Source organism: Janibacter sp. Soil728 (assembly GCF_001428305.1).
Taxonomy (GTDB): domain Bacteria; phylum Actinomycetota; class Actinomycetes; order Actinomycetales; family Dermatophilaceae; genus Janibacter.
The window spans coordinates 263,132-281,002 of the sequence record NZ_LMRZ01000006.1 but is presented as its reverse complement, the minus strand read 5'-3'; the positions used below and the strand labels follow the sequence as shown (position 1 = coordinate 281,002).

Genomic DNA, 17,871 nt, shown 5'->3' with positions numbered 1-17,871 from the left:
ATCGGTCGTGCCGCGGGAGTCCCCGTGACGTCCTTCCATGTTAGGTCGCCCTGATCCCACGAATCCAGTCGGTCACGTTATGAGACGGATAACGCCACGTTATGTGAAGTCACCCTGCTCGGGATCGAGCCCCACGGACAGCTCGTCACCCGCGACGAGACCCGCCAGACGCGGCAGCAGCAGCTCGAGCACCGTCGACGGCTGGTGGTGCATCGGCTTGGTCTCCGGGTGGGGGAGGTAGACCAGCCCCGCGTACTCCTCCTCACCCCGCCGGACCGTGCACTCGACGAAGGAAAAGGTCTCCGGGCCGTGCACATCCGTCCACCGCACGTCGGCGAAGGTCCACCGCGGCCGGCGCAGCACGAGAGTCAGCGGAGCGACGTCGAGATTGACCGTCGCCATGACGAAGGGGGCCAGGTCCAGTCCGCGGGCCGCGAAGTGCGGGGCCTGCAGCTCGATCGTCCCGGCGGCGAAGGGGGAGTCGCTCGCCCTCCCGGAGGCGACCCCGTGGCCGGCGACGACGACCCCCTTCGCCGTCGTGGTCACCGGACGAGCTGCGGGGTCATCGGCGGCTGCCACCACTCACCGTTGTTGGCCTTGACCGCACCGAGGATGTGGATGATCGTCGCGACCACGATGACGAGCGGGTAGGCGAGGAAGCCGATGAGCACGAGCATCAGCACGCTCGAGATCAGCAGCAGGATCGCGGTGATGATCTGGACGTTGAGGCTGTTGGCCGCGTGCTGGCGCACGAAGGGCCCGCGGTCCTTGTACATGAGGTAAATGACCAGCGACCCGACGAAGCCCAGGGTCCCGGCGCTGAGCGGCAGCAGGACGGCCGGCACGAGGTGGGCCACCATCCCGAGGTTGCGCTCCTCCGTCGGGGACAGCGCCGTCGGCGTGTAGCCGGGCGGCAGCCCGGCTCCCGGTGGCAACTGCTGCGGCGGCGTCTGCCCGTGGGCCTGGCCGTGGGTCTGGGCCGAGGGCTGCTGGGGCGGTGGCTGCTGGGACTGGTGCGGGAGCTGTGGGTGCTCGCTCATGGGTTCCTCCTGTGGTCTCAGCACGACTCTGCCCGTTCGACGGCGGCGAGCCAATCCGGGCCGCCTCCGGGTCGAAGGGGGGACATCCCCCCTTCGGCCGTGGGCACGACGAGGGGGACGTCCCGCAGGACGTCCCCCTCACCGGTACCGGTGCTCCGGACTGCATTGCCCTAGGGCAATGCGGATTCAGGTGTGCTCGTTGCGTGCATTGCCCTAGGGCAATGCAGATGGTCAGGCTGCCTCGAGGCCGTCCGGCAGGACGGTCGGTGCGGGCTGGCCACTCTTGCCACGGCTGGACTTGCCGTTGATCGCCTTCGTCGACTGGGCGAGCGTGATCGTCGAGTGGGCGATCGCGTCGCTCATGATGTCGAGCGCGTCCATGTTGATGTTGCTGATGTCGTCAGCGGGGGTGTGGTAGTTCGGGTCGTAGATGATCCCCGCGGTACCGCCGAACATCTCGGCCTCCTCGGGGGTCTTGGTCCCGTCGGCGCCGGTGAAGAGACCGGACGCCGGGACACCCGCGTTGATGAAGGCCGAGTAGTCGCTGCGGCCGGAGAACTCCGTGTCCACCCACGGCTGGTCGATGCCGTCGAAGTAGTCGGTGAAGACGTCCTCGGTCTCGGCGGAGCCCGCCGGGACCTCGACGGGTGCCTCGTAGGTCGACTCGTCCGCGTCGTACACACCGATGATGTGGTTGGGCGAGCCGATCATGTCGAAGTTCATGTAGGTCGCGATGTCGGCCAGCGCTTCCGGGTCGTTCTCCTGCAGGTCGGCGACGTAGTGGTCGGAGCCGAGCAGGCCGAGCTCCTCGGCGCCCCAGAAGGCGAAGCGGACCTTGTTGTTGAGCTTGTTGACCTTGCCCAGCTGGACGGCCGTCTCGAGGATCCCGGCGGTGCCGGAGCCGTTGTCGTTGATGCCCGCGCCGTCGCCGACGCTGTCGAGGTGGGCACCGAGCATGACGACGTTGTCGTCGCGCCCGGAGTCGGTCTCGGCGATGACGTTGAAGGTCTGGCGCTCCTCCAGGGTCTTGGTGAGGACGAGCTTCATCGTCACCGGGCCGGTGGCCATCTTGGCGAGCAGTGCCTTGCCCTCGTCCTGGGTGACGCCGGTGGCGGGGGCGCTGTCGGGCTCGACGCCACCGAGCGTGCCGTTGAGGGCGCCGGTCGTGTTGTTGTAGATGATCACGGCGTCGGCCCCGGCGGCCTTGGCGGTCACGGCCTTCTGGGCGAAGGAGCAGTCGCCGCGGCTGACGAGCGCGATCTTCCCGGCGACGTCGGCGCCGGCGTAGTCACCGGCGACGCAGCCGATGGCCGTCGTCGGGGCGGCCAGCTCGGCGGTGACGCCCTCGGCCGGGGTGGGCTGGCTGTACGACATCGGGGTGCCGTCGACCGTGCGGGCATCGGGGGAGACCTCGGTGAGGCTGGACTCGTGGATCTCCTCGTAGATGAAGGAGAAGTCCTGCCGCTGCGTCGTGTAGCCGGCGTCGCGCAGCGTCCTCTCGACATACTGCGCGCTGGCCTCGTAGCCGGAGGTGCCGGCACCGCGGTTGCCGTCGTTGGCGTCCGCGACGTCCTGCAGTGCCTGCAGGTGCGCGTGGACATTTTCCACGGTGACGGCCTGCGTCATCTTCTTCGAGTTGTTGGGGTTGTCTGCTTGGGCGGGCCCACTGGCGAGGGTGGTGAGTGCCAGGGCCGCGGTAGCGGCGGCCGCGGTAGCGGCTGCGGTACGTGATCGCACGATGCATTCCTCCGGTAGGCCGGCGGGCGCCGTTGCCCGCCGGTGTGAGAGAGAACCTAGGGGCTCCACGCAGGGTTCGGGGCTTTACACACCGACCTGTCGACGGACGGCGCGGATAGGGTGCGGACGTGGATGGTTACCTCGTCGTCGCCGGCACGCTCGTCGTGGGCGTGCTCCTCGTCGTGGCCGCCTACACCGCCCGGCGGCTGCTCGCGCCGGCTGCGCCTACCCACGCCAAGCTGACGACCTACGAGTCCGGGGTCGACCCGGTCGGGCGCGACTGGGCGCAGACCCGGGTGCGCTACCTCGCCTACGCCTTCCTCTACGTCATCTTCGCCGTGGACGCGGTCTACCTCTTCCCCTGGGCCCTCGTGCTGCGCACGGACCTGGGCCCGGTGAGCCTGCTCGAGGTCGCGATCTTCATCGGGGTCGTCCTGCTCGGGCTCGTCCACGCCCTGCGACGCGGTCTGCTGCGGTGGACCTGATGGAGGTGAGGCGATGACCACCGACCTGCCGATGCCGCGCGTGGGGCCCGTCGCAGCCCACGCACCCCAGCCGATGAAGATCGTCCTCAACTGGGGCCGCCGCTACTCGCTGTGGGTCTTCAACTTCGGGCTGGCCTGCTGCGCCATCGAGTTCATCGCTGCGTCGATGGCCAGGCACGACTTCATCCGGCTCGGGGTCATCCCCTTCGCCCCCGGCCCGCGCCAGGCGGACCTCATGGTCGTCTCGGGCACGGTGACCGACAAGATGGCGCCCGCGATCCGCCGGCTCTACGACCAGATGCCCGAGCCCAAGTACGTCATCTCCTTCGGTGCCTGCTCCAACTCCGGCGGTCCCTACTGGGACAGCTACTCCGTCACCAAGGGCGTCGACCAGCTCGTCCCGGTCGACGTCTACGTGCCGGGATGCCCGCCGCGCCCCGAGGCGCTCCTGCACGGGATCCTCACCCTGCAGGACCACATCGCCGCCGAGTCGCTCTCGACCGAGACCCTGAGGACGCGCTATGCGGGTCACCGGACCGCCGACGCGGGCGAGGTGCGCCGCGGCCTCCTGCGACGCCCGACGAAGGGGGCGTGACATGTCCCAGCAGGACCTCACGGTCACTCCGCCGGAGTGGCTGCGCGCGGTGCGCGACGCCCACGAGGACGGCTTCACCTACTTCGACTGGTTGAGCGCCGTCGACGAGAGCGACCGCGAGGACGTGCCGGGTCTCGACATCGTCTGCCACCTGGTCGACCCCGTCCCGACCCCGGAGCGCGACCAGCGCACGCTGCTCATGCGTACGCGAGTCCCCTTGGGGGAGAGCCTGCAGAGCATCACCGGCGTCTTCGCCGGCGCCGCGTGGCACGAGCGTGAGACGCACGAGATGTTCGGTCAGGACTTCGAGGGCTTCGTCGACGGCACCGGTCTCGGGCTGCGCCCCCTCCTGCTGCCCGACGGCTTCGAGGGGACGCCGCTGCGCAAGTCCTTCGTCCTGGCCGCCCGCGCGACCCGGCCCTGGCCCGGCGGCAAGGAGCCCGGCGAGGGGCACTCGAGCAAGTCGCCGAGCCGTCGCCGCGTGGCCGCACCCGGGGTGCCCGGGCCCGAGTGGGGGCCACGAGAGCCGAGTGAAGGGATTGACAGGTCTTTACAGTTGCCCGAACTGTAAAGACCTGTAAGAGTCGCGCCATGAGCCAGCCGAGTCCGTACACGCCCGGCGAGATCGCCCATGACGTGCCGGGCCGTGCCGACCACCTCGACAGGGTGGCCGACCTCCTGGCCGTCATGTCCACCCGGCGTCGTCTCGCCGGTCGCGTCCACGTCTTCGTCGGCCCGAGGGGCGTCGGCAAGACCTCGCTCCTGCGGGAGATGCAGCGTCAGGCCGAGGATGCCGGGCACGCCAGCGTCTTCGTCACCGCCGGACACGGTGGGCTGGTCGCCTCGCTCGTGGAGTCCATCGGTCTCGGTCCGCTCAAGTGGCGGCCGGAGGCCCTGGGGGCACGACTGCGTGAGATGGGGATGAGCGTCGGCGTCCCGGGGGCGCGCGTGGAGGCCACCTTCGACCGGGCCCCCGACCCCACGGTCGTGCGCCGTCTGGAGACCGTGCTGCGAGCGGCCGCCGCAGAGGCAGTCGAGGACTCGCGGGTCGGGACGGTCCTCTTCATCGACGAGCTGCAGGCTGGTGACCGGGACGGCCTCCGCGCGCTGGCCTATGCCTGGCAGCACCTGCAGGCAACGCCCGACGGGCTGCCCCTCGCGCTCGTCTGCGCCGGTCTGGGCCACACCGAGGACGTCGTGACCGACGCAGCGAGCTTCGCCGAGAGGTTCGCCTACCGACCGGTCGGTGCCCTGACCGAGGCAGCCACCCGTGAGGCGCTCTCGGCGCCGGCCACGGCGCTCGGAGTGGGTTGGGACATGGACGCCTTGTCCGAGGTCGTCGACAACGCGCAGGGCTATCCGTACTTCGTGCAGGTGCACGGGGACGCGGTGTGGCGCGCTGCGGGTCGACCGGACCCGGGCGGCAGGCTGACCCGCGCCCACGTCCAGCAGGCGCGCGACGGCGTCCACGACGACTTGGAGGCCCTCTACCGCAGTCGTTGGGCCAAGGCCTCGCCGTCCGAGCAGCGCTTCCTCTCGGCCATGGCGGGCAGTGACGGCGGCAGCGTGCGCCGCGGTGACATCGCCGCCGCGCTCGGCGTCCCGACCGAGGCGTTGGGGATGGCGCGCCGATCCTTGATGGACAAGGGGCTGATCGAGGTCGCAGGGCACGGCTTGCTGAGCTTCACCGTCCCGGGCTTTCGTGGTTTCCTGCGTGAGTACGCAGATCTCGGGGAGGCCGACGGATGAGCCTGCTCGAGATCTCCCTTCGCTCCCTCGCAGCCCTCGCGGCGGTGCTCGTGCTGCCGCTCGTCGCCGGGCAGGCCGAGCACAAGGTGATGGCCCACATGCAGGGGCGGCTCGGCCCGATGTACGCCGGGGGCTTCCACGGCTGGGCCCAGCTCGTCGCCGACGGGGTGAAGTTCGTGCAGAAGGAGGACATCACCCCCGCTGCCGCGGACCGGTCCGTCTTCCGCATCGCACCGGCCGTCGCCTTGATCCCGTACGTCATCGCCATCGCGCTGCTGCCGATCCACCCCGGGTTGTCCGCCGCCGAGGTGCCGGGCAGCGTGCTGCTCGTCCTGGCCGTCATCGGTGTCGGGGTGCTCGGCACGCTCATGGCCGGGTGGGCGAGCGCCAACAAGTACGCGCTGGTCGGTGGGATGCGCTCTGCCGCGCAGCTGCTCGCCTACGAGCTGCCGCTCGTGCTCTCGGTGGCGTCGGTCGCCATGGCGGCCGGCACGCTCTCTCTCGCCGGCGTCGTCGAGGCGTGGTCTCCCTGGTGGCTCCTCTGGCAGCTGCCCGGTGCCCTCGTCTTCCTCGTGGCCGCGACCGCGGAGCTGCAGCGGGTCCCCTTCGACGCCCCGATCGCCGACAGCGAGGTCGTCATGGGCCCGTGGACCGAGTACACCGGCCTGCGTTTCGCCTTCTTCATGCTCGCCGAGTACGCGGGCATGGTCGTCATGGGCCTGCTCTTCGGCATCCTCTGGTTGGGTGGCTGGCAGGGGCCCTTCGCCGACCAGCTCGGCTGGCTGTGGACCCTGCTCAAGGGGGCGCTGATCGTGCTGCTCATCATCTGGATCCGGGTCTCGTGGCCACGGATGCGCGAGGACCAGCTGCAGCGCCTGGCCTGGACCGTCCTCGTGCCCCTCGCGCTGGCCCAGCTGGCGCTCACCGCAGGAGGAGTGGTGATGACAGCATGAGCAAGGACTTCATCCCCGGACTGGTCAAGGGCATGGCGACGACGGCCCGCCAGATGATGAGCCCGCCGCACACGGCCGAGTACCCCGATGTCGCGCCGGAGCTGCCCGCCCGCTCACGCGGCGTCATCGCCCTCGTCGAGAGCAACTGCACCTCGTGCATGCTCTGTGCCCGCGAGTGCCCCGACTGGTGCATCCACATCGACTCGCACAAGGAGGAGGTCCCCCCGGCCAAGGAAGGGGGCCGTGCCCGGCAGCGCAATGTCCTCGACCGCTTCGCCATCGACTACTCGCTGTGCATGTACTGCGGCATCTGCGTCGAGGTCTGCCCCTTCGACGCGCTCTTCTGGAGCCCGCAGTTCGAGTACGCCGAGACCGACATCCGCGACCTCCTCCACGAGAAGGACCGCCTCGGCCAGTGGGTCGCCGACGTCCCCGCGCCGCCGGAGCTCGACCCCGCGGCCGCCGAGGCGCCCGAGGTGACGGCGGCCAACAAGCCAGCCAGGGGTGGACGCGCCGGGGGAGCGCGATGACGGGACTCGACCTCGCCTTCGCCGCGACGGGACTGGTCACGGCGGCCGCCGCCGCGCTCGCGGTCACCACGCGGCAGGTCGTGCACTCCGCGCTCTGGCTCGTCGTCGCGCTGCTCGGCCTCGCGGGCTGCTACCTCGTGCTCGGGGCCGAGCTCGTCGCGCTGGTCCAGCTGCTCGTCTACGTCGGGGCCGTCGTGGTGCTCATCATCGTCGCGCTCATGCTGACCCGGGCTCCCATCGGACCGCGGGCCGAGCACTCCACCGGCCCCGCCCACCGGGTGCTCGCCGCGTGCGTCGGCGCCGGCACCGGTGGACTGGTGGCAGCAGTGCTCCTGCCGACCGCGACCCGCGCACAGGTGCGTCCCGCCGGCAGCGAGGAGCTGGCCCGGCAGATCTTCTCCACCTGGGTGTGGCCCTTCGAGCTGCTCTCGCTGCTGCTGCTCGCCGCACTGGTCGGGGCCTTCGCCGTCTCCGGTCTGACGACCTCTGACGCCTCGGGGGAGGGCACCCGATGATCCACACCGCCGGCCCGTACCTCCTGGCCAGCCTGCTCGTCGCCCTCGGGCTCTACGGGATCCTCGCTCGCCGCAATGCCGTGCTCATGCTCGTGGGCGCCGAGCTGGTCCTCGCCGGCGGCGGGCTGCTGCTCGTCACGGCCGGTGCCGTCGGTCGCGACCCGTCGTGGTCGGGACAGGTGCTCACCCTCTTCGTGATCACCATCGCGGCCGCTGAGGTCGTCATCGCCCTCGCCGTGATCGTCGCGGCCTACCGCCGCCGTGGACACATCGACCTCGCCCAGGACGCCGGCTGATGGCCTGGATGCTCCTCGCGCTGCCGTGCCTGACGGCAGCCCTGGCCTTCGGCCTCGCGCGCCGGGGTTCGCTCGCGGCCCTCGTCGCCGTGCTGGGCAGCGCGACCACCCTGGTCCTGTCCGTCGTCGCACTCGCCGGTGCGCCGACCGGGGCGCGGGGGGCTCCCTTCGCCGAGGGGCAGGGCAGTGGGCCCGGCTCCACCCTCGGAGGGATCGACCTGACACTGCAGCTGTCGCTCTCGACGACCAGTGCCTTCCTCGTCCTCGTCGTCGTGCTCGTCACCCTCCTGGTGCAGACCTACTCGGCCTGGTACCTCGCCGACGACGACCGACGTGGTGTCTTCCACGCGAGCATCGCGCTCTTCGCTGCGGCGATGCTGATGGTGGTCCTGTCCGCGGACCTGGTCCTCACGGTCGTCGGGTGGGAGGTGATGGGCTGGTGCTCCTACCTGCTCATCGGGCACTGGTCGCGTCGGGAGGCCCCTCGGCGCGCCGGGCACACCGCCTTCATCGTCACCCGCATCGCCGACATCGGGCTGCTCCTGGGCGTCAGCGTGCTCATCGCCGGGGCGGGCACCAGCGGTCGGGCCGAGGTCATCGAGCACTGGACCTCGGCGGCCGCCGACCCGGGCACACGCTCGGTCGCGCTCGTGCTCGTCGTCATCGGCGTGCTCGGCAAGTCGGCGCAGCTGCCCTTCCACGACTGGCTCCTCGACGCCATGGAGGGGCCGACTCCCGCCTCTGCGCTCATCCACGCTGCGACGATGGTCGCCGCAGGCACCGTCGTGCTCGCGCAGCTCCTGCCGCTGCTGCTGCGCGCCGAGCCCGCGCGGGCCCTGCTCGGGCTGTCCGTCGCCGCCACGATGGTGCTCGCCGCGATCTGCGCCCTCGTCGAGCCCGACCTGAAGCGACTGCTCGCCTGGTCGACCATCAGCCAGGTCGGCGTCATGCTGGCGCCGCTCGCCGCCGCCGGGACCGGCCCCACCGCAGGAGCGGCCCTCGGCCACCTGTACGGGCACGCGATCTTCAAGGCGCTGCTCTTCCTCACCATCGGATGGCTCGCCGTGACCCGCGGGTCCACTGCTGCCGGTGCCCTCGTCGGGAGCGGGCGCTCACACCCGGTGGCGCTGCTCGCCTGGGCAGCCGGCCTGGTCTCCCTCGCCGGGATCCCACTCGTCCTCGGGGGACTGACCAAGGAGCACGTCATCGCCGCGGTCGGGGAGGACGTCGGCGCTCGCGGGCTCGTGGCGCACCTCGTCCTCGGGTCGCTGCTCGTCACGGTGGTGCTCACCGCGGCCTATGCCACCCGTGCGCTGATCGTCGTCGTCCTCGGCGGCGAGCAGCGGGTCCGTGCCCGGGCCGTCATGCCGGCCGCGGTCAGCGGGATCCTCGTCGTGCTCGCAGTGGCCAGCATCGTGGGCGGCCTCGCACTGGGCGGGCGGCTGCCCGATGCCGGCCACGTGCCACTCGGACTCTTCGTGCTCGTGCTCGCCCTGGTCCTGCTCGGCGTCGCCGTCGGGTACGCACTGAGCCACCTCGGGGTGCAGCAGCGACTCGTCGACGGTCGCGCCGGACGAGCTGTCGGCGCCGGGCTGGGAGTGGGGACCCTGCAGCATCTCGTCGTCGTGCGACCCGTGACGGCGCTGGCCCGGCTCGTGGCCTTCCTCGACCGCGAGGTCATCGACACCTATGTGCGCGCCGCCGCCTGGGGCGTGCTCGGGGCCGGTGACGCCGGCACCACCGCGCACCGACGCTCACGGCCGGCCTCCGGCCTCGCACTCCTCGGTGGTGGCCTGCTGGCCATCGCCGTCATCACCGCCATCGTCCTCGTGGGGGCCTCGTGATCGGCCTCGCCTGCGTCCTGCCACTCCTCGTCGGCACCGTCCTGCTCGGCGGTGGCACCGAGCTGTCCGGCAGGACCGCGACCCGAGCGGGCGTGGTCGGCGCCCTGGCCACACTCGTCCTGCTGGTGATCGCCTGGTCGACGCACGCCGTCGTCGACGTCCCATGGCTACCGGCCCTCGGTCTGCGCATCCACCTCGGTCTCGACGGCATCAGCGGCCCGCTCGCCGTGCTCGCTGCTGCCGTCACCGCAGCGGCCTGCCTGACCACGTGGGGGGAGCGTCCGCGGGGCGGGAGCCGGGCCACCTTCGTCGGCTGCCTGCTGATCACCCTCGCGGGCGCCGTCGCGACCTTCGCCGCGCGCGACGCACTGCTCTTCGTCGTGGCCTTCGAGCTCGTGCTCGTGCCGATGTGGGTGCTCATCACCCGCTTCGGTGACGAGCGCGACCCACAGGCGCGAAGGGAGGCCGGCGCCCGCTTCGTCCTCTACACCGGCTTCGGGTCGACCCTGATGCTCCTCGGCGTGCTCCTGCTCGTCAGCAGCGCGGGGACCGCTGACCTCCGGGCACTCGGCGCCGCCCGCGGTGACGGGCTCGGCACCGCGACCCAGGTGACCATCGCCGTCCTGCTGACGCTCGGCCTCGCGGTCAAGGTGCCCGTGTGGCCCCTGCACTCGTGGCTGCCACTGGCCCACACCACCGCGCCGACCGCTGGCTCGATGCTCTTGGCCGCTGTCCTGCTCAAGATGGGCACCTACGGCCTCGTCCGGCTGCCACTGGCGACCGTGCCCGACGGCTTCGCCACGATCGCCCCGGTGCTCGCCGTGTGCGGCACCGTCGGCATCATCTGGGGTGGTCTGGTCTGCCTCGTCGAGCGTGACCTCAAGCGCCTGATCGCCTGGTCGTCGATCGCGCACATGGGGTTCGTCGCCCTGGCCCTGGCCACCGGGTCGGACACCGGCGTGGCCGCCGCGCTCTACGCCAACATCGCCCACGGCGTCATCTCGGCGCTGCTCTTCCTCGTCGTCGGCGGGCTGAAGCACCAGTGGGGCGACGACGACCTGAGGACCCCCCGCGCCGCCCTGCGCGAGGGGGCTCCGGTCACCGGGCTGCTCCTGCTCGTCGGCCTCGCCGCTGGACTGGGGCTGCCCGGGCTCGCCGGCTTCTGGGGCGAGTTCGCCGCTGTCATCGCTGCGCTCTCCCCGGCGGCAGACCGACCGGACCTCCTCTTCGTCTGCTGCGCGGTCGTCGCGGCCGTGGGGGCTGCGCTCGCTGCGGCGTACTCCCTTCGCGTCGCCCGACTCGTCTGGTTGGGGGAGGGGCACTCGGCCGACGAGGACGCGCCAGCCGCAGAGCTACCGCGTACGAACCTGCTCGCGGGGGGTCTGCTCGCCCTCGCAGTCCTGGTGCTCGGCGTCCTCCCCGGGCTCCTGCTGGCCGTCACCGACCCTGCACTGGTGGAGGTGGTGACCCGATGAGCGCGCCCACGATCGACGTGCTCGTCGCGGCCCCCGTCCTTGCTCCCGCGCTCGGTGCGGTCGCCGCGCTGGCGGTCGACGCCATCGCCCCCAGACGACGGCTGCCCGCTCCCGTCGTCGGTGCCGTGGCACTCACGCTCGCTGTGGTGTGCGCGGTCGTCCTGCGGCTGCGCGCCCACGGGGGCGGCGAGGTGTCCACGCTCTGCCTGACGGGCGACCCGGCGCTGGCCGTCACCGACGCTCCGGGCATGGTCGCCAGCGACTGCCTCCTGCGGGTCACCGCGTCCGGCGCCCTGCTCCAGGCCCTCGCCGCGGCTGCCGGCCTGGCGACGCTGTTCCTCCTCGCGCGCCACCGTGGCAGCCCGCCCGAGAGCCCGGACTCGCGGGCCGGCCGGCCGGTCGCCGACCCCGGCGTCGAGGTCGCCCTGGTCCTGGCCACCGTCTCCGGAGCCGCCGTCGTCGCCGTGGCCCATGATCTCGGTACCTGGCTCGTCGGTCTCGAGCTGGCCACGCTGCCCGTCGTGGCGCTCGCCGTCATGCGCGGAGCCCCTCGCGACAGCGGTGCCCTCAACCTCATCACCACCTCCGTCACCTCCTTCGCGATCGCCGTGGTCGGTGCCGGGCTGTGGGTCACCGCGACCGGCAGCCTGCGGCTCGGCGGTGTCGCCTCGTGGGCCGCCGGCCAGGATGCGTCGATGCGTGCTGTCCTCACGCTCGGGATCGTGCTGCTCGTCGCTTCGGTCGCCTTCAAGCTCTCACTCATCCCCTTCCACGCGTGGGCGCCGACGACCTATCCGCGCGCCGGCGCCGAGGTCGCCATGCTCCTGGCGAGCGTGTCGACGGTGGCCGCGCTCGGGGGCATGGTCGCCGTCGTCCGCGGGTCGGTCAGCGTCCACCCCGCGATCCAGCCCGCGCTCTCGGTCCTCGCCGCCGTGTCCATGGTGGTCGGCGCCGTCCTCGCCCTCCGGGCACAGGACCCCCTTCGCCTCATCGCGTGGTCCGGCGTCACCCAGGGCGGCTGGGTGCTCGCCCCGCTCGTCGCCGGCGACGTCGATGCCGCCGTCGGCTACCTCGCCGTCTACGTCGTCGCGGTCGTCGCGGCACTGTCCGTCGTGGCGGCGCTCTCGGTCGACGGGCCGCGCCGCCTCGAGGACGATCGTGGGTTGCTGCGTCGTCGCCCCCTCCACGCGGCCGTCCTCGGGCTGGCCCTGCTGACCTTCGCCGGGCTCCCTCCCGGGGTCGCCGGTCTGCTCGCCAAGTTCGTCGTGCTGCGCCCCCTCGCGGCGCAGGGTCTGTGGTGGGTGGCACTGCCGGCCGTCGTCGCAGTCGTCATCGGTCTGGCCGCCTACCTGCGCTGGGTGGCGCTGCTGCTCCTGCCCGCCCCCGACGACCGCACGCCCGAGGCGGTCGACCCGACCGCCACGCGGGTGGCCGTGGTGGTCGGCCTCGTGCTCCTCAGCGTCACCGTCGTGCCGGTCATCCTCCTCGGCACGGGAACGACCTGAGCCCTCGCGGCGTTGGACGAGACATGCACAACCATTTCAACGGGCTGAAGACCGCGGCGCTCTTCGGCGCGATCTTCACCCTGCTGCTCCTTGTCGGCTACGCCATCGGCGGGAGCACCTACCTGTGGCTCTTCGGCCTCGCCGGCGTGGCCATGACCGCCTACGGGTACTGGAACTCGGACAAGCTGGCGATCAAGGCGATGCGCGCCGTGCCGGCCGACCCGCAGCAGTTCCCGCAGATGCACCGGATCGTGCAGGAGCTGAGCCAGCGGGCGGGCCAGCCGATGCCCAGGCTCTTCGTCTCCCCGACGGCGGCCCCCAATGCCTTCGCCACGGGTCGCAACCCTGAGAACGCGGCCGTCTGCTGCACCGAGGGCATCCTCCAGCTGCTCGACGAGCGCGAGCTGCGCGGCGTGCTCGGCCACGAGCTCATGCACGTCTACAACCGCGACATCCTCACCGGGTCCGTCGCCGGCGCCATCGCCGGCATCATCTCGTCGGTGGCGTCGATCGCGCTGTGGTTCGGCGGACGCGACCGCAACCCCATCGCCGCCATCGCGGTGGCGCTCCTGGCCCCCGTCGCCGCGATGGTCATCCAGATGGCGATCTCGCGGACGCGGGAGTACGACGCCGACGAGGACGGGGCATCGCTCACCGGTGACCCGCTGGCCCTCGCCTCTGCGCTGCGCAAGCTCGAGTCGGGTGTGCAGAATGCTCCGCTCCAGCCCACGCCGGAGCTGCAGAACGCCAGCCACATGATGATCGCCAACCCCTTCAGCGCCCGCGACGTCTCCAAGTTCTTCTCCACCCACCCGCCGATGGCCGAGCGCATCGCGCGCCTGGAGGGGATGGCCGGGGGCCCGCGCCTGCACTGAGGCCACCTCGCGACGCACCAAGGGCCCGACACCGCTGTGGTGTCGGGCCCTTCGCTCGTGCTCGGGCGCGTGTCACATGTGCTGCTCGCCCGTACGGATCGCCTGCCGGATACGCGGGTAGGTCCCGCACCGGCACAGGTTGCGGATGCCGTCGAGGTCGGACTCGGCGATGGCGCGCCCCTCCGCCTTGACCTTGTTGACCAGGGCGACGGCGGCCATGATCTGACCGGGCTGGCAGTAGCCGCACTGCGCGACGTCGTGCTCGATCCAGGCGTCCTGCATCGGGTGCAGGTCGGTGTCGACGGTGTCGGCGAGGCCTTCGATCGTGGTGATCTCGTCGTCGGCGGACAGCTCGCTCACCGGTACGGAGCAAGGGTTGAAGGCCTTGCCGTTGATGTGCGACGTGCAGGCCTTGCAGACGTTGATCCCGCACCCGTACTTGGGGCCGGTGACGCCGAGGACGTCACGCAGCACCCACAGGATGCGCACGCCGGGCTCGACGTCGACGGTGACCTTCTCGCCATTGAGGACAAAGGTGTGACTGGACATGGCGTGCTCCTCAGTAGGTGTGGTCTAGGCCGTCGGTCGGCGACTGGACCACCGAAGGGGTGAAGGGCTTGGGCTCGAAGGCGAGCTCGTCGGCGTGGTTGATCGGGAACTCGGTGGGCATCTTCCCGGTGGCTCGCGCATAGGCGCAGGCGATCGCGGCGAAGCTCGCGGCGACGCCTGCCTCACCGGCGCCACCGGGCTGACCGGCGTCCGAGGGCATGATCTCGACGGTGATCTCCGGTGGGACATTCCACTGGCGGGTGTAGAAGTAGTTGTCCCAGCTCGCCTCGAGGAAGTGTCCGTCCTCGAAGTGGCAGCTCGAGGTCAGCGCGAGCGCGATGCCGTCCATGACCCCCCCGAGCATCTGCGCCTCCAGCCCCGTGGGGTTGATGACCAGACCGGCATCGACGGCGAAGAAGGCCTTGGTCACGCGTGGCCCGGTGACGCCGTTGCGCACGTCGCGGTTCACCGTCGCGGGGCGGGTGTCGAGCTCGACGAGGCAGGCGGTGACGCCCTTGTACTCCTTGTGGATCGCCACGCCCTGGGTCACACCGTCGGGAAGCGTGCGTCCCCAGTCGCCCATCGCGGCGACCTTGTCGAGGGCGGCCTTGGCCGCGCTGCTGCGCAGGAACTTGCGGCGGAAGGCCACCGGGTCCTTGCGCATCTTGCGGGCGAGCTCGTCGACGACCAGCTCATTGGCCGTGCGCACGTCGGGGGAGTAGATGTTGCGCATGCTGCCGGTGTTGAAGCGGTCATCGGTCTCGTTGAGCAGCTGGGTGACGGCGCCGAAGTTGTACGGCACCTCCTGGGTCAGCGTGAAGATCGTCTGCGCGAAAGAGAGGTTGCCTCCCACCGGGAGCTTCGCTGCGTGGTTGGTGATGATGTCGCCCAGGCCGTGGCCGAAGTCGGTCTGGACGCTGGTGTGCCGTTGCTCGAAGGAGAGCACCTCGCCCAGCAGGTGGGTGGCTCGCACCCGTGAGGTGGCCATGGGGTGCAGCCGCCCCTGGCGGGGCTCGTCGACCCGGTGCCACATGAGCCGCACCGGCTTGCCCATGGCCTTGGAGATCCGGGCGCCCTCCAGCGCGGCGTCGTGGAAGAGCTTGCGGCCGAAGGACCCGCCGCCCTGGGCCACGTTGACGGTGACCTCGGAGACCGGCAGACCGAGCTCGCCGGCGATCTCCTCCTGGGCCACGACCGGAGACTTCAGGGAGGCCCAGATCTCGGCGGAGCCGGCACGCACGTCGGCGATGGCGCAGTTGGGCTCGAGGGAGGAGTTGCTGCGGAAGCGGAAGGTGAACTCGGCATCGACGCGCTGGGTCAGCACCGGCACCTTGGGCACGACCATGGGCAGCTGGGCCTGCTTGACCTTGGCGAGGATGCTGGCATCGGACTCGCCGGCGAGCTCGCCCCCTTCCCACTCGATGTCCATCTCCCTGATGGCGTCGATGCACTGACCGAAGGTCTTGGCCCGTACCGCGATGCCGGTCGGGACCTGGGCGACGTGGGTGACACCGGGCAGGTCGAGCACCGCGGCCTCGTTCCTCAGCCGGACCGGCGCGCCGTTGTGGGTCGGCGGGCGGGCGACCATCGTCGGCAGGGCGTCGGCCACGTCGAGGTCCATGGCGAACTTCTTCTTGCCCGTGACGGCGTCGCGTGCGTCGGTGCGGCCCTGCGGCGTGCCGATGACGGTGTGCTGCGCGCGGGTCTTGAGGGTGACCTCTGCGCGCACGGTGTCGGTCACGGACGCCTTGACGGCGAGATCGCCGTAGCTGATCTGGCCGGACGGACCGGTGATGACGCCGCTCTTGGCGACGAGCGCGTCCACGGTGTCGCCGAGCACGACGGCAGCTGCCCTCAGGAGCTGCTGCTTGGCGAGCGCGGCCGCGACCCGGATCGGGGTGTAGGTCGAGATCGTGGTGTTGGAGCCGCCGGTCAGCTGGTTGAACATCAGCTCGGGGCGGGCCTTGGCCAGGGTGACGTCGATCTTGTCCAGCGGCAGGTCGAGCTCTTCGGCGATCATCATCGTCGACGAGGTGATGATGCCCTGCCCCACCTCGGCGCGGGGGAGGGCGAAGGAGGCGCGGCCGTCGGTGCCGATCTTCACGGTGATCAGGCTGGCGGTGGGCGCGGCGGCCAGGGTGAGCAGGTCGTTGAGGTCGAGGATCTCTGCCGGACCCGGCGCCGTCGGGATGACCGCCTCGGCAGGCTCGCTGCCGAGGGTCATCTCCGCACCGGTCGCGAGGGTGGCACCGGCGATGACGTAGCCCATGAAGCTCCGTCGACTCGGGCCAGAGCGGGAGTCGAGGTGCTCTGTGGGGGGCGGATCAGTCATCGTCAGCTCCGGGGTCGACGGCGTTGTCAGGACTCGTACATTGGACCGTCCAGCCGACCTCCCGCGCAATGCGAGCCTGCCCACGCTCCGGTACGCGCGGTTGTGCAGCACGCACAGGAGGTGTGTCGGGTGTCGGTCGGGTGCCTCAGCGCAGGCCGGCCGCGTACGCCTGCAGCGCAAGAGCCAGACCTGTCGGCGGTGGCCCGTCCAGCAGGTGCTGCTGGGTGATCGTCGAGACCCGGACCAGTCGGTTGAGGACCGTGTTGCGGTGGCACGGGATCACCGTGGCGGCACGGCTGGTCGAGCCGCCGGCGGCCACCCATGCGAAGAGCGTGTCGAGCAGCTCCGCGGACTCGGCCTCGGGCAGGGCGAGGAGGGGGCCGAGCCAGTGGTCGACAAGCTGTCGAGAGATCTGGGGAGAGCTGAGGAGCAGGGCCGGGACGAGCCGGTCGTCGTGCGAGCGCAGGCCCGCGCCGTCGAGACCGGCCGCCGCCATCCGTGCCTGCTCGAAGGCCTCGTCCACCTCGGCGAGCCCACCGCAGCGCCCCGAGACGCCGCCACGCAGCCCGGTGCTCTCTGCCGCGTCGACGAGCGCGGCGACCACCCGATGGTGGCCGGCTTCGTCGGGAAGGGCGAGGACGCCGACGACGTCACCGTCGGCGCGGGTCTGCCATGCGGTGAGGAGGTGGTGCTCCTCGACGACGTCGGCCAGGGCATCAGCAGCGTCCTCGGGAGTCGTGCAGCGCAGCAGCACGAGCAGCAGTGGTGCGTGGGCCGGCAGGTCCATCGACCGGGAGGCCTCTTGGGCGAAGGCCTCCTCTCGTGCCCGACCGCCGAGCAGGCCCTCCCACAACGCCGCCATCCGCTGGGTGTCGGCGCGCAGGAGTCGTTGCTCGGTGCGCCGATAGGCGCGCGCGACCTCGGCGGACGACGTGTCGACGCTGGACCACAGCCAGACGCCGAGGTTGAGGAAGCTCTCCGGGTCGAGCGGTGGATCTGATCGGGTGACGAGGTCCTCCCAGATGAGCCGGCCACCGATGCGGTACGAACGCAGGACGTCGTCGAGGGGCAGGCCCTGCTCGGCGCGACGTCCGCCGGTCGCGCGGGCCGCGTCGAGAAGCTGGTCGAGGTCGTCGACCGGGGAGAGGCTGCCGTCAGGCTGAACCGACAGGACGAGCATCTCGAGCACGCGCTCGACGTTGTCGTGGCAGGAACGCCACAGGTCGTCGTCGGGCACGACGCCGGTGGCGTCGTAGGCATTGTTCTCCCGCGAGATGGAGGCGACGAGTCGTCGCGTGATCGGCTCCACCCGCTGGGCGCGGGCGCGAACCAGCAGCTGGGCCAACAGCCCGGGTTCGCGAGTGGGCAGGTCGCCCGCTCCTCGGCTCATC

General features: G+C 71.2%; 18 protein-coding genes. 12 read left to right on the top strand and 6 right to left on the bottom strand.

The genetic code is table 11. The annotated features are described in order from the left end of the window. Positions 1-99: 99 nt before the first annotated feature. The 3 genes from ASG73_RS14665 to ASG73_RS14655 form a co-directional block, all read right to left on the bottom strand. On the bottom strand, positions 100-546 hold the full coding sequence (locus ASG73_RS14665; protein ID WP_055996830.1) for a hypothetical protein: 447 nt from the start codon (positions 544-546) through the stop codon (positions 100-102). After that, positions 543-1,040: a DUF4870 domain-containing protein gene (locus ASG73_RS14660; RefSeq protein WP_082567276.1), complete on the bottom strand. Its 498-nt coding sequence runs from the start codon at positions 1,038-1,040 to the stop codon at positions 543-545. The genes ASG73_RS14665 and ASG73_RS14660 overlap by 4 nt, the downstream gene beginning before the upstream one ends. A 231-nt stretch (positions 1,041-1,271) precedes the next feature. After that, positions 1,272-2,777, bottom strand: coding sequence for a M20/M25/M40 family metallo-hydrolase (locus tag ASG73_RS14655; protein ID WP_055996826.1), 1,506 nt, complete (start codon positions 2,775-2,777; stop codon positions 1,272-1,274). A gap of 128 nt (positions 2,778-2,905) precedes the next feature. On the opposite strand from ASG73_RS14655, the gene ASG73_RS14650 reads away from it, so the two are divergent. From ASG73_RS14650 to htpX, 12 genes are read left to right on the top strand one after another with little or no spacing between them, the layout of a single operon-like run. Then, a complete protein-coding gene (locus tag ASG73_RS14650) occupies positions 2,906-3,262 on the top strand; it encodes an NADH-quinone oxidoreductase subunit A (protein WP_055996823.1) in 357 nt (118 codons plus the stop codon). Between the two features lie 13 nt (positions 3,263-3,275). Beyond that, positions 3,276-3,857 (top strand): NADH-quinone oxidoreductase subunit B, encoded by a 582-nt coding sequence (locus ASG73_RS14645; protein WP_055996820.1) that lies wholly within the window; start codon positions 3,276-3,278, stop codon positions 3,855-3,857. A gap of 1 nt (position 3,858) precedes the next feature. Then, positions 3,859-4,428 carry an NADH-quinone oxidoreductase subunit C gene (locus ASG73_RS14640; RefSeq protein WP_055996817.1) on the top strand — a complete coding sequence of 190 codons (570 nt, stop codon included), beginning with the start codon at positions 3,859-3,861 and terminating at the stop codon, positions 4,426-4,428. 20 nt (positions 4,429-4,448) lie between these two features. Continuing rightward, positions 4,449-5,606 carry an AAA family ATPase gene (locus ASG73_RS14635; protein ID WP_055996814.1) on the top strand — a complete coding sequence of 386 codons (1,158 nt, stop codon included), beginning with the start codon at positions 4,449-4,451 and terminating at the stop codon, positions 5,604-5,606. Continuing rightward, positions 5,603-6,559: an NADH-quinone oxidoreductase subunit NuoH gene (gene nuoH / locus ASG73_RS14630; protein WP_055996811.1), complete on the top strand. Its 957-nt coding sequence runs from the start codon at positions 5,603-5,605 to the stop codon at positions 6,557-6,559. The genes ASG73_RS14635 and nuoH overlap by 4 nt, the downstream gene beginning before the upstream one ends. Further along, on the top strand, positions 6,556-7,089 hold the full coding sequence (locus ASG73_RS14625; RefSeq protein ID WP_055996809.1) for a NuoI/complex I 23 kDa subunit family protein: 534 nt from the start codon (positions 6,556-6,558) through the stop codon (positions 7,087-7,089). Before nuoH ends, ASG73_RS14625 begins: the two co-directional genes overlap by 4 nt. Then, on the top strand, positions 7,086-7,604 hold the full coding sequence (locus ASG73_RS14620; protein WP_055996806.1) for an NADH-quinone oxidoreductase subunit J family protein: 519 nt from the start codon (positions 7,086-7,088) through the stop codon (positions 7,602-7,604). Before ASG73_RS14625 ends, ASG73_RS14620 begins: the two co-directional genes overlap by 4 nt. After that, positions 7,601-7,900, top strand: coding sequence for an NADH-quinone oxidoreductase subunit NuoK (nuoK, locus tag ASG73_RS14615; RefSeq protein ID WP_055996803.1), 300 nt, complete (start codon positions 7,601-7,603; stop codon positions 7,898-7,900). The genes ASG73_RS14620 and nuoK overlap by 4 nt, the downstream gene beginning before the upstream one ends. After that, entirely contained in the window at positions 7,900-9,744 is a 1,845-nt protein-coding gene (locus tag ASG73_RS14610) for an NADH-quinone oxidoreductase subunit 5 family protein (protein WP_055996800.1), read from the top strand. The genes nuoK and ASG73_RS14610 overlap by 1 nt, the downstream gene beginning before the upstream one ends. Beyond that, a complete protein-coding gene (locus ASG73_RS14605; protein ID WP_055996797.1) occupies positions 9,741-11,219 on the top strand; it encodes a complex I subunit 4 family protein in 1,479 nt (492 codons plus the stop codon). The genes ASG73_RS14610 and ASG73_RS14605 overlap by 4 nt, the downstream gene beginning before the upstream one ends. Beyond that, complete coding sequence (locus ASG73_RS14600) at positions 11,216-12,724, top strand: proton-conducting transporter transmembrane domain-containing protein (protein WP_055996794.1); 1,509 nt, start codon at positions 11,216-11,218, stop codon at positions 12,722-12,724. The genes ASG73_RS14605 and ASG73_RS14600 overlap by 4 nt, the downstream gene beginning before the upstream one ends. 23 nt (positions 12,725-12,747) lie before the next feature. After that, positions 12,748-13,599, top strand: coding sequence for a zinc metalloprotease HtpX (htpX, locus tag ASG73_RS14595; protein ID WP_055996791.1), 852 nt, complete (start codon positions 12,748-12,750; stop codon positions 13,597-13,599). A 72-nt stretch (positions 13,600-13,671) separates the two neighbouring features. Here the strand turns inward: htpX and ASG73_RS14590 are convergent, their stop codons facing one another. The 3 genes from ASG73_RS14590 to ASG73_RS14580 all read right to left on the bottom strand — a co-directional run bounded on the left by ASG73_RS14590 (position 13,672) and on the right by ASG73_RS14580 (position 17,870). Continuing rightward, positions 13,672-14,148 carry a (2Fe-2S)-binding protein gene (locus tag ASG73_RS14590; RefSeq protein WP_055996788.1) on the bottom strand — a complete coding sequence of 159 codons (477 nt, stop codon included), beginning with the start codon at positions 14,146-14,148 and terminating at the stop codon, positions 13,672-13,674. Between the two features lie 10 nt (positions 14,149-14,158). Then, positions 14,159-16,480, bottom strand: coding sequence for a molybdopterin cofactor-binding domain-containing protein (locus ASG73_RS14585; protein WP_055996786.1), 2,322 nt, complete (start codon positions 16,478-16,480; stop codon positions 14,159-14,161). 145 nt (positions 16,481-16,625) lie between these two features. Then, entirely contained in the window at positions 16,626-17,870 is a 1,245-nt protein-coding gene (locus ASG73_RS14580; protein WP_156466310.1) for a PucR family transcriptional regulator, read from the bottom strand. Position 17,871 lies beyond the last annotated feature (1 nt).

Coding starts and splice junctions, on each gene's coding strand:
- ASG73_RS14625 (WP_055996809.1), top strand. CDS start 6,556: ATGAGCAAGGACTTCATCCCCGGACTGGTCAAGGGCATGGCGACGACG.
- ASG73_RS14610 (WP_055996800.1), top strand. CDS start 7,900: ATGGCCTGGATGCTCCTCGCGCTGCCGTGCCTGACGGCAGCCCTGGCC.
- ASG73_RS14635 (WP_055996814.1), top strand. CDS start 4,449: ATGAGCCAGCCGAGTCCGTACACGCCCGGCGAGATCGCCCATGACGTG.
- ASG73_RS14645 (WP_055996820.1), top strand. CDS start 3,276: ATGACCACCGACCTGCCGATGCCGCGCGTGGGGCCCGTCGCAGCCCAC.
- nuoK (WP_055996803.1), top strand. CDS start 7,601: ATGATCCACACCGCCGGCCCGTACCTCCTGGCCAGCCTGCTCGTCGCC.
- ASG73_RS14585 (WP_055996786.1), bottom strand. CDS start 16,480: ATGACTGATCCGCCCCCCACAGAGCACCTCGACTCCCGCTCTGGCCCG.
- ASG73_RS14600 (WP_055996794.1), top strand. CDS start 11,216: ATGAGCGCGCCCACGATCGACGTGCTCGTCGCGGCCCCCGTCCTTGCT.
- htpX (WP_055996791.1), top strand. CDS start 12,748: ATGCACAACCATTTCAACGGGCTGAAGACCGCGGCGCTCTTCGGCGCG.
- ASG73_RS14660 (WP_082567276.1), bottom strand. CDS start 1,040: ATGAGCGAGCACCCACAGCTCCCGCACCAGTCCCAGCAGCCACCGCCC.
- ASG73_RS14620 (WP_055996806.1), top strand. CDS start 7,086: ATGACGGGACTCGACCTCGCCTTCGCCGCGACGGGACTGGTCACGGCG.
- nuoH (WP_055996811.1), top strand. CDS start 5,603: ATGAGCCTGCTCGAGATCTCCCTTCGCTCCCTCGCAGCCCTCGCGGCG.
- ASG73_RS14640 (WP_055996817.1), top strand. CDS start 3,859: ATGTCCCAGCAGGACCTCACGGTCACTCCGCCGGAGTGGCTGCGCGCG.
- ASG73_RS14590 (WP_055996788.1), bottom strand. CDS start 14,148: ATGTCCAGTCACACCTTTGTCCTCAATGGCGAGAAGGTCACCGTCGAC.
- ASG73_RS14580 (WP_156466310.1), bottom strand. CDS start 17,870: ATGAGCCGAGGAGCGGGCGACCTGCCCACTCGCGAACCCGGGCTGTTG.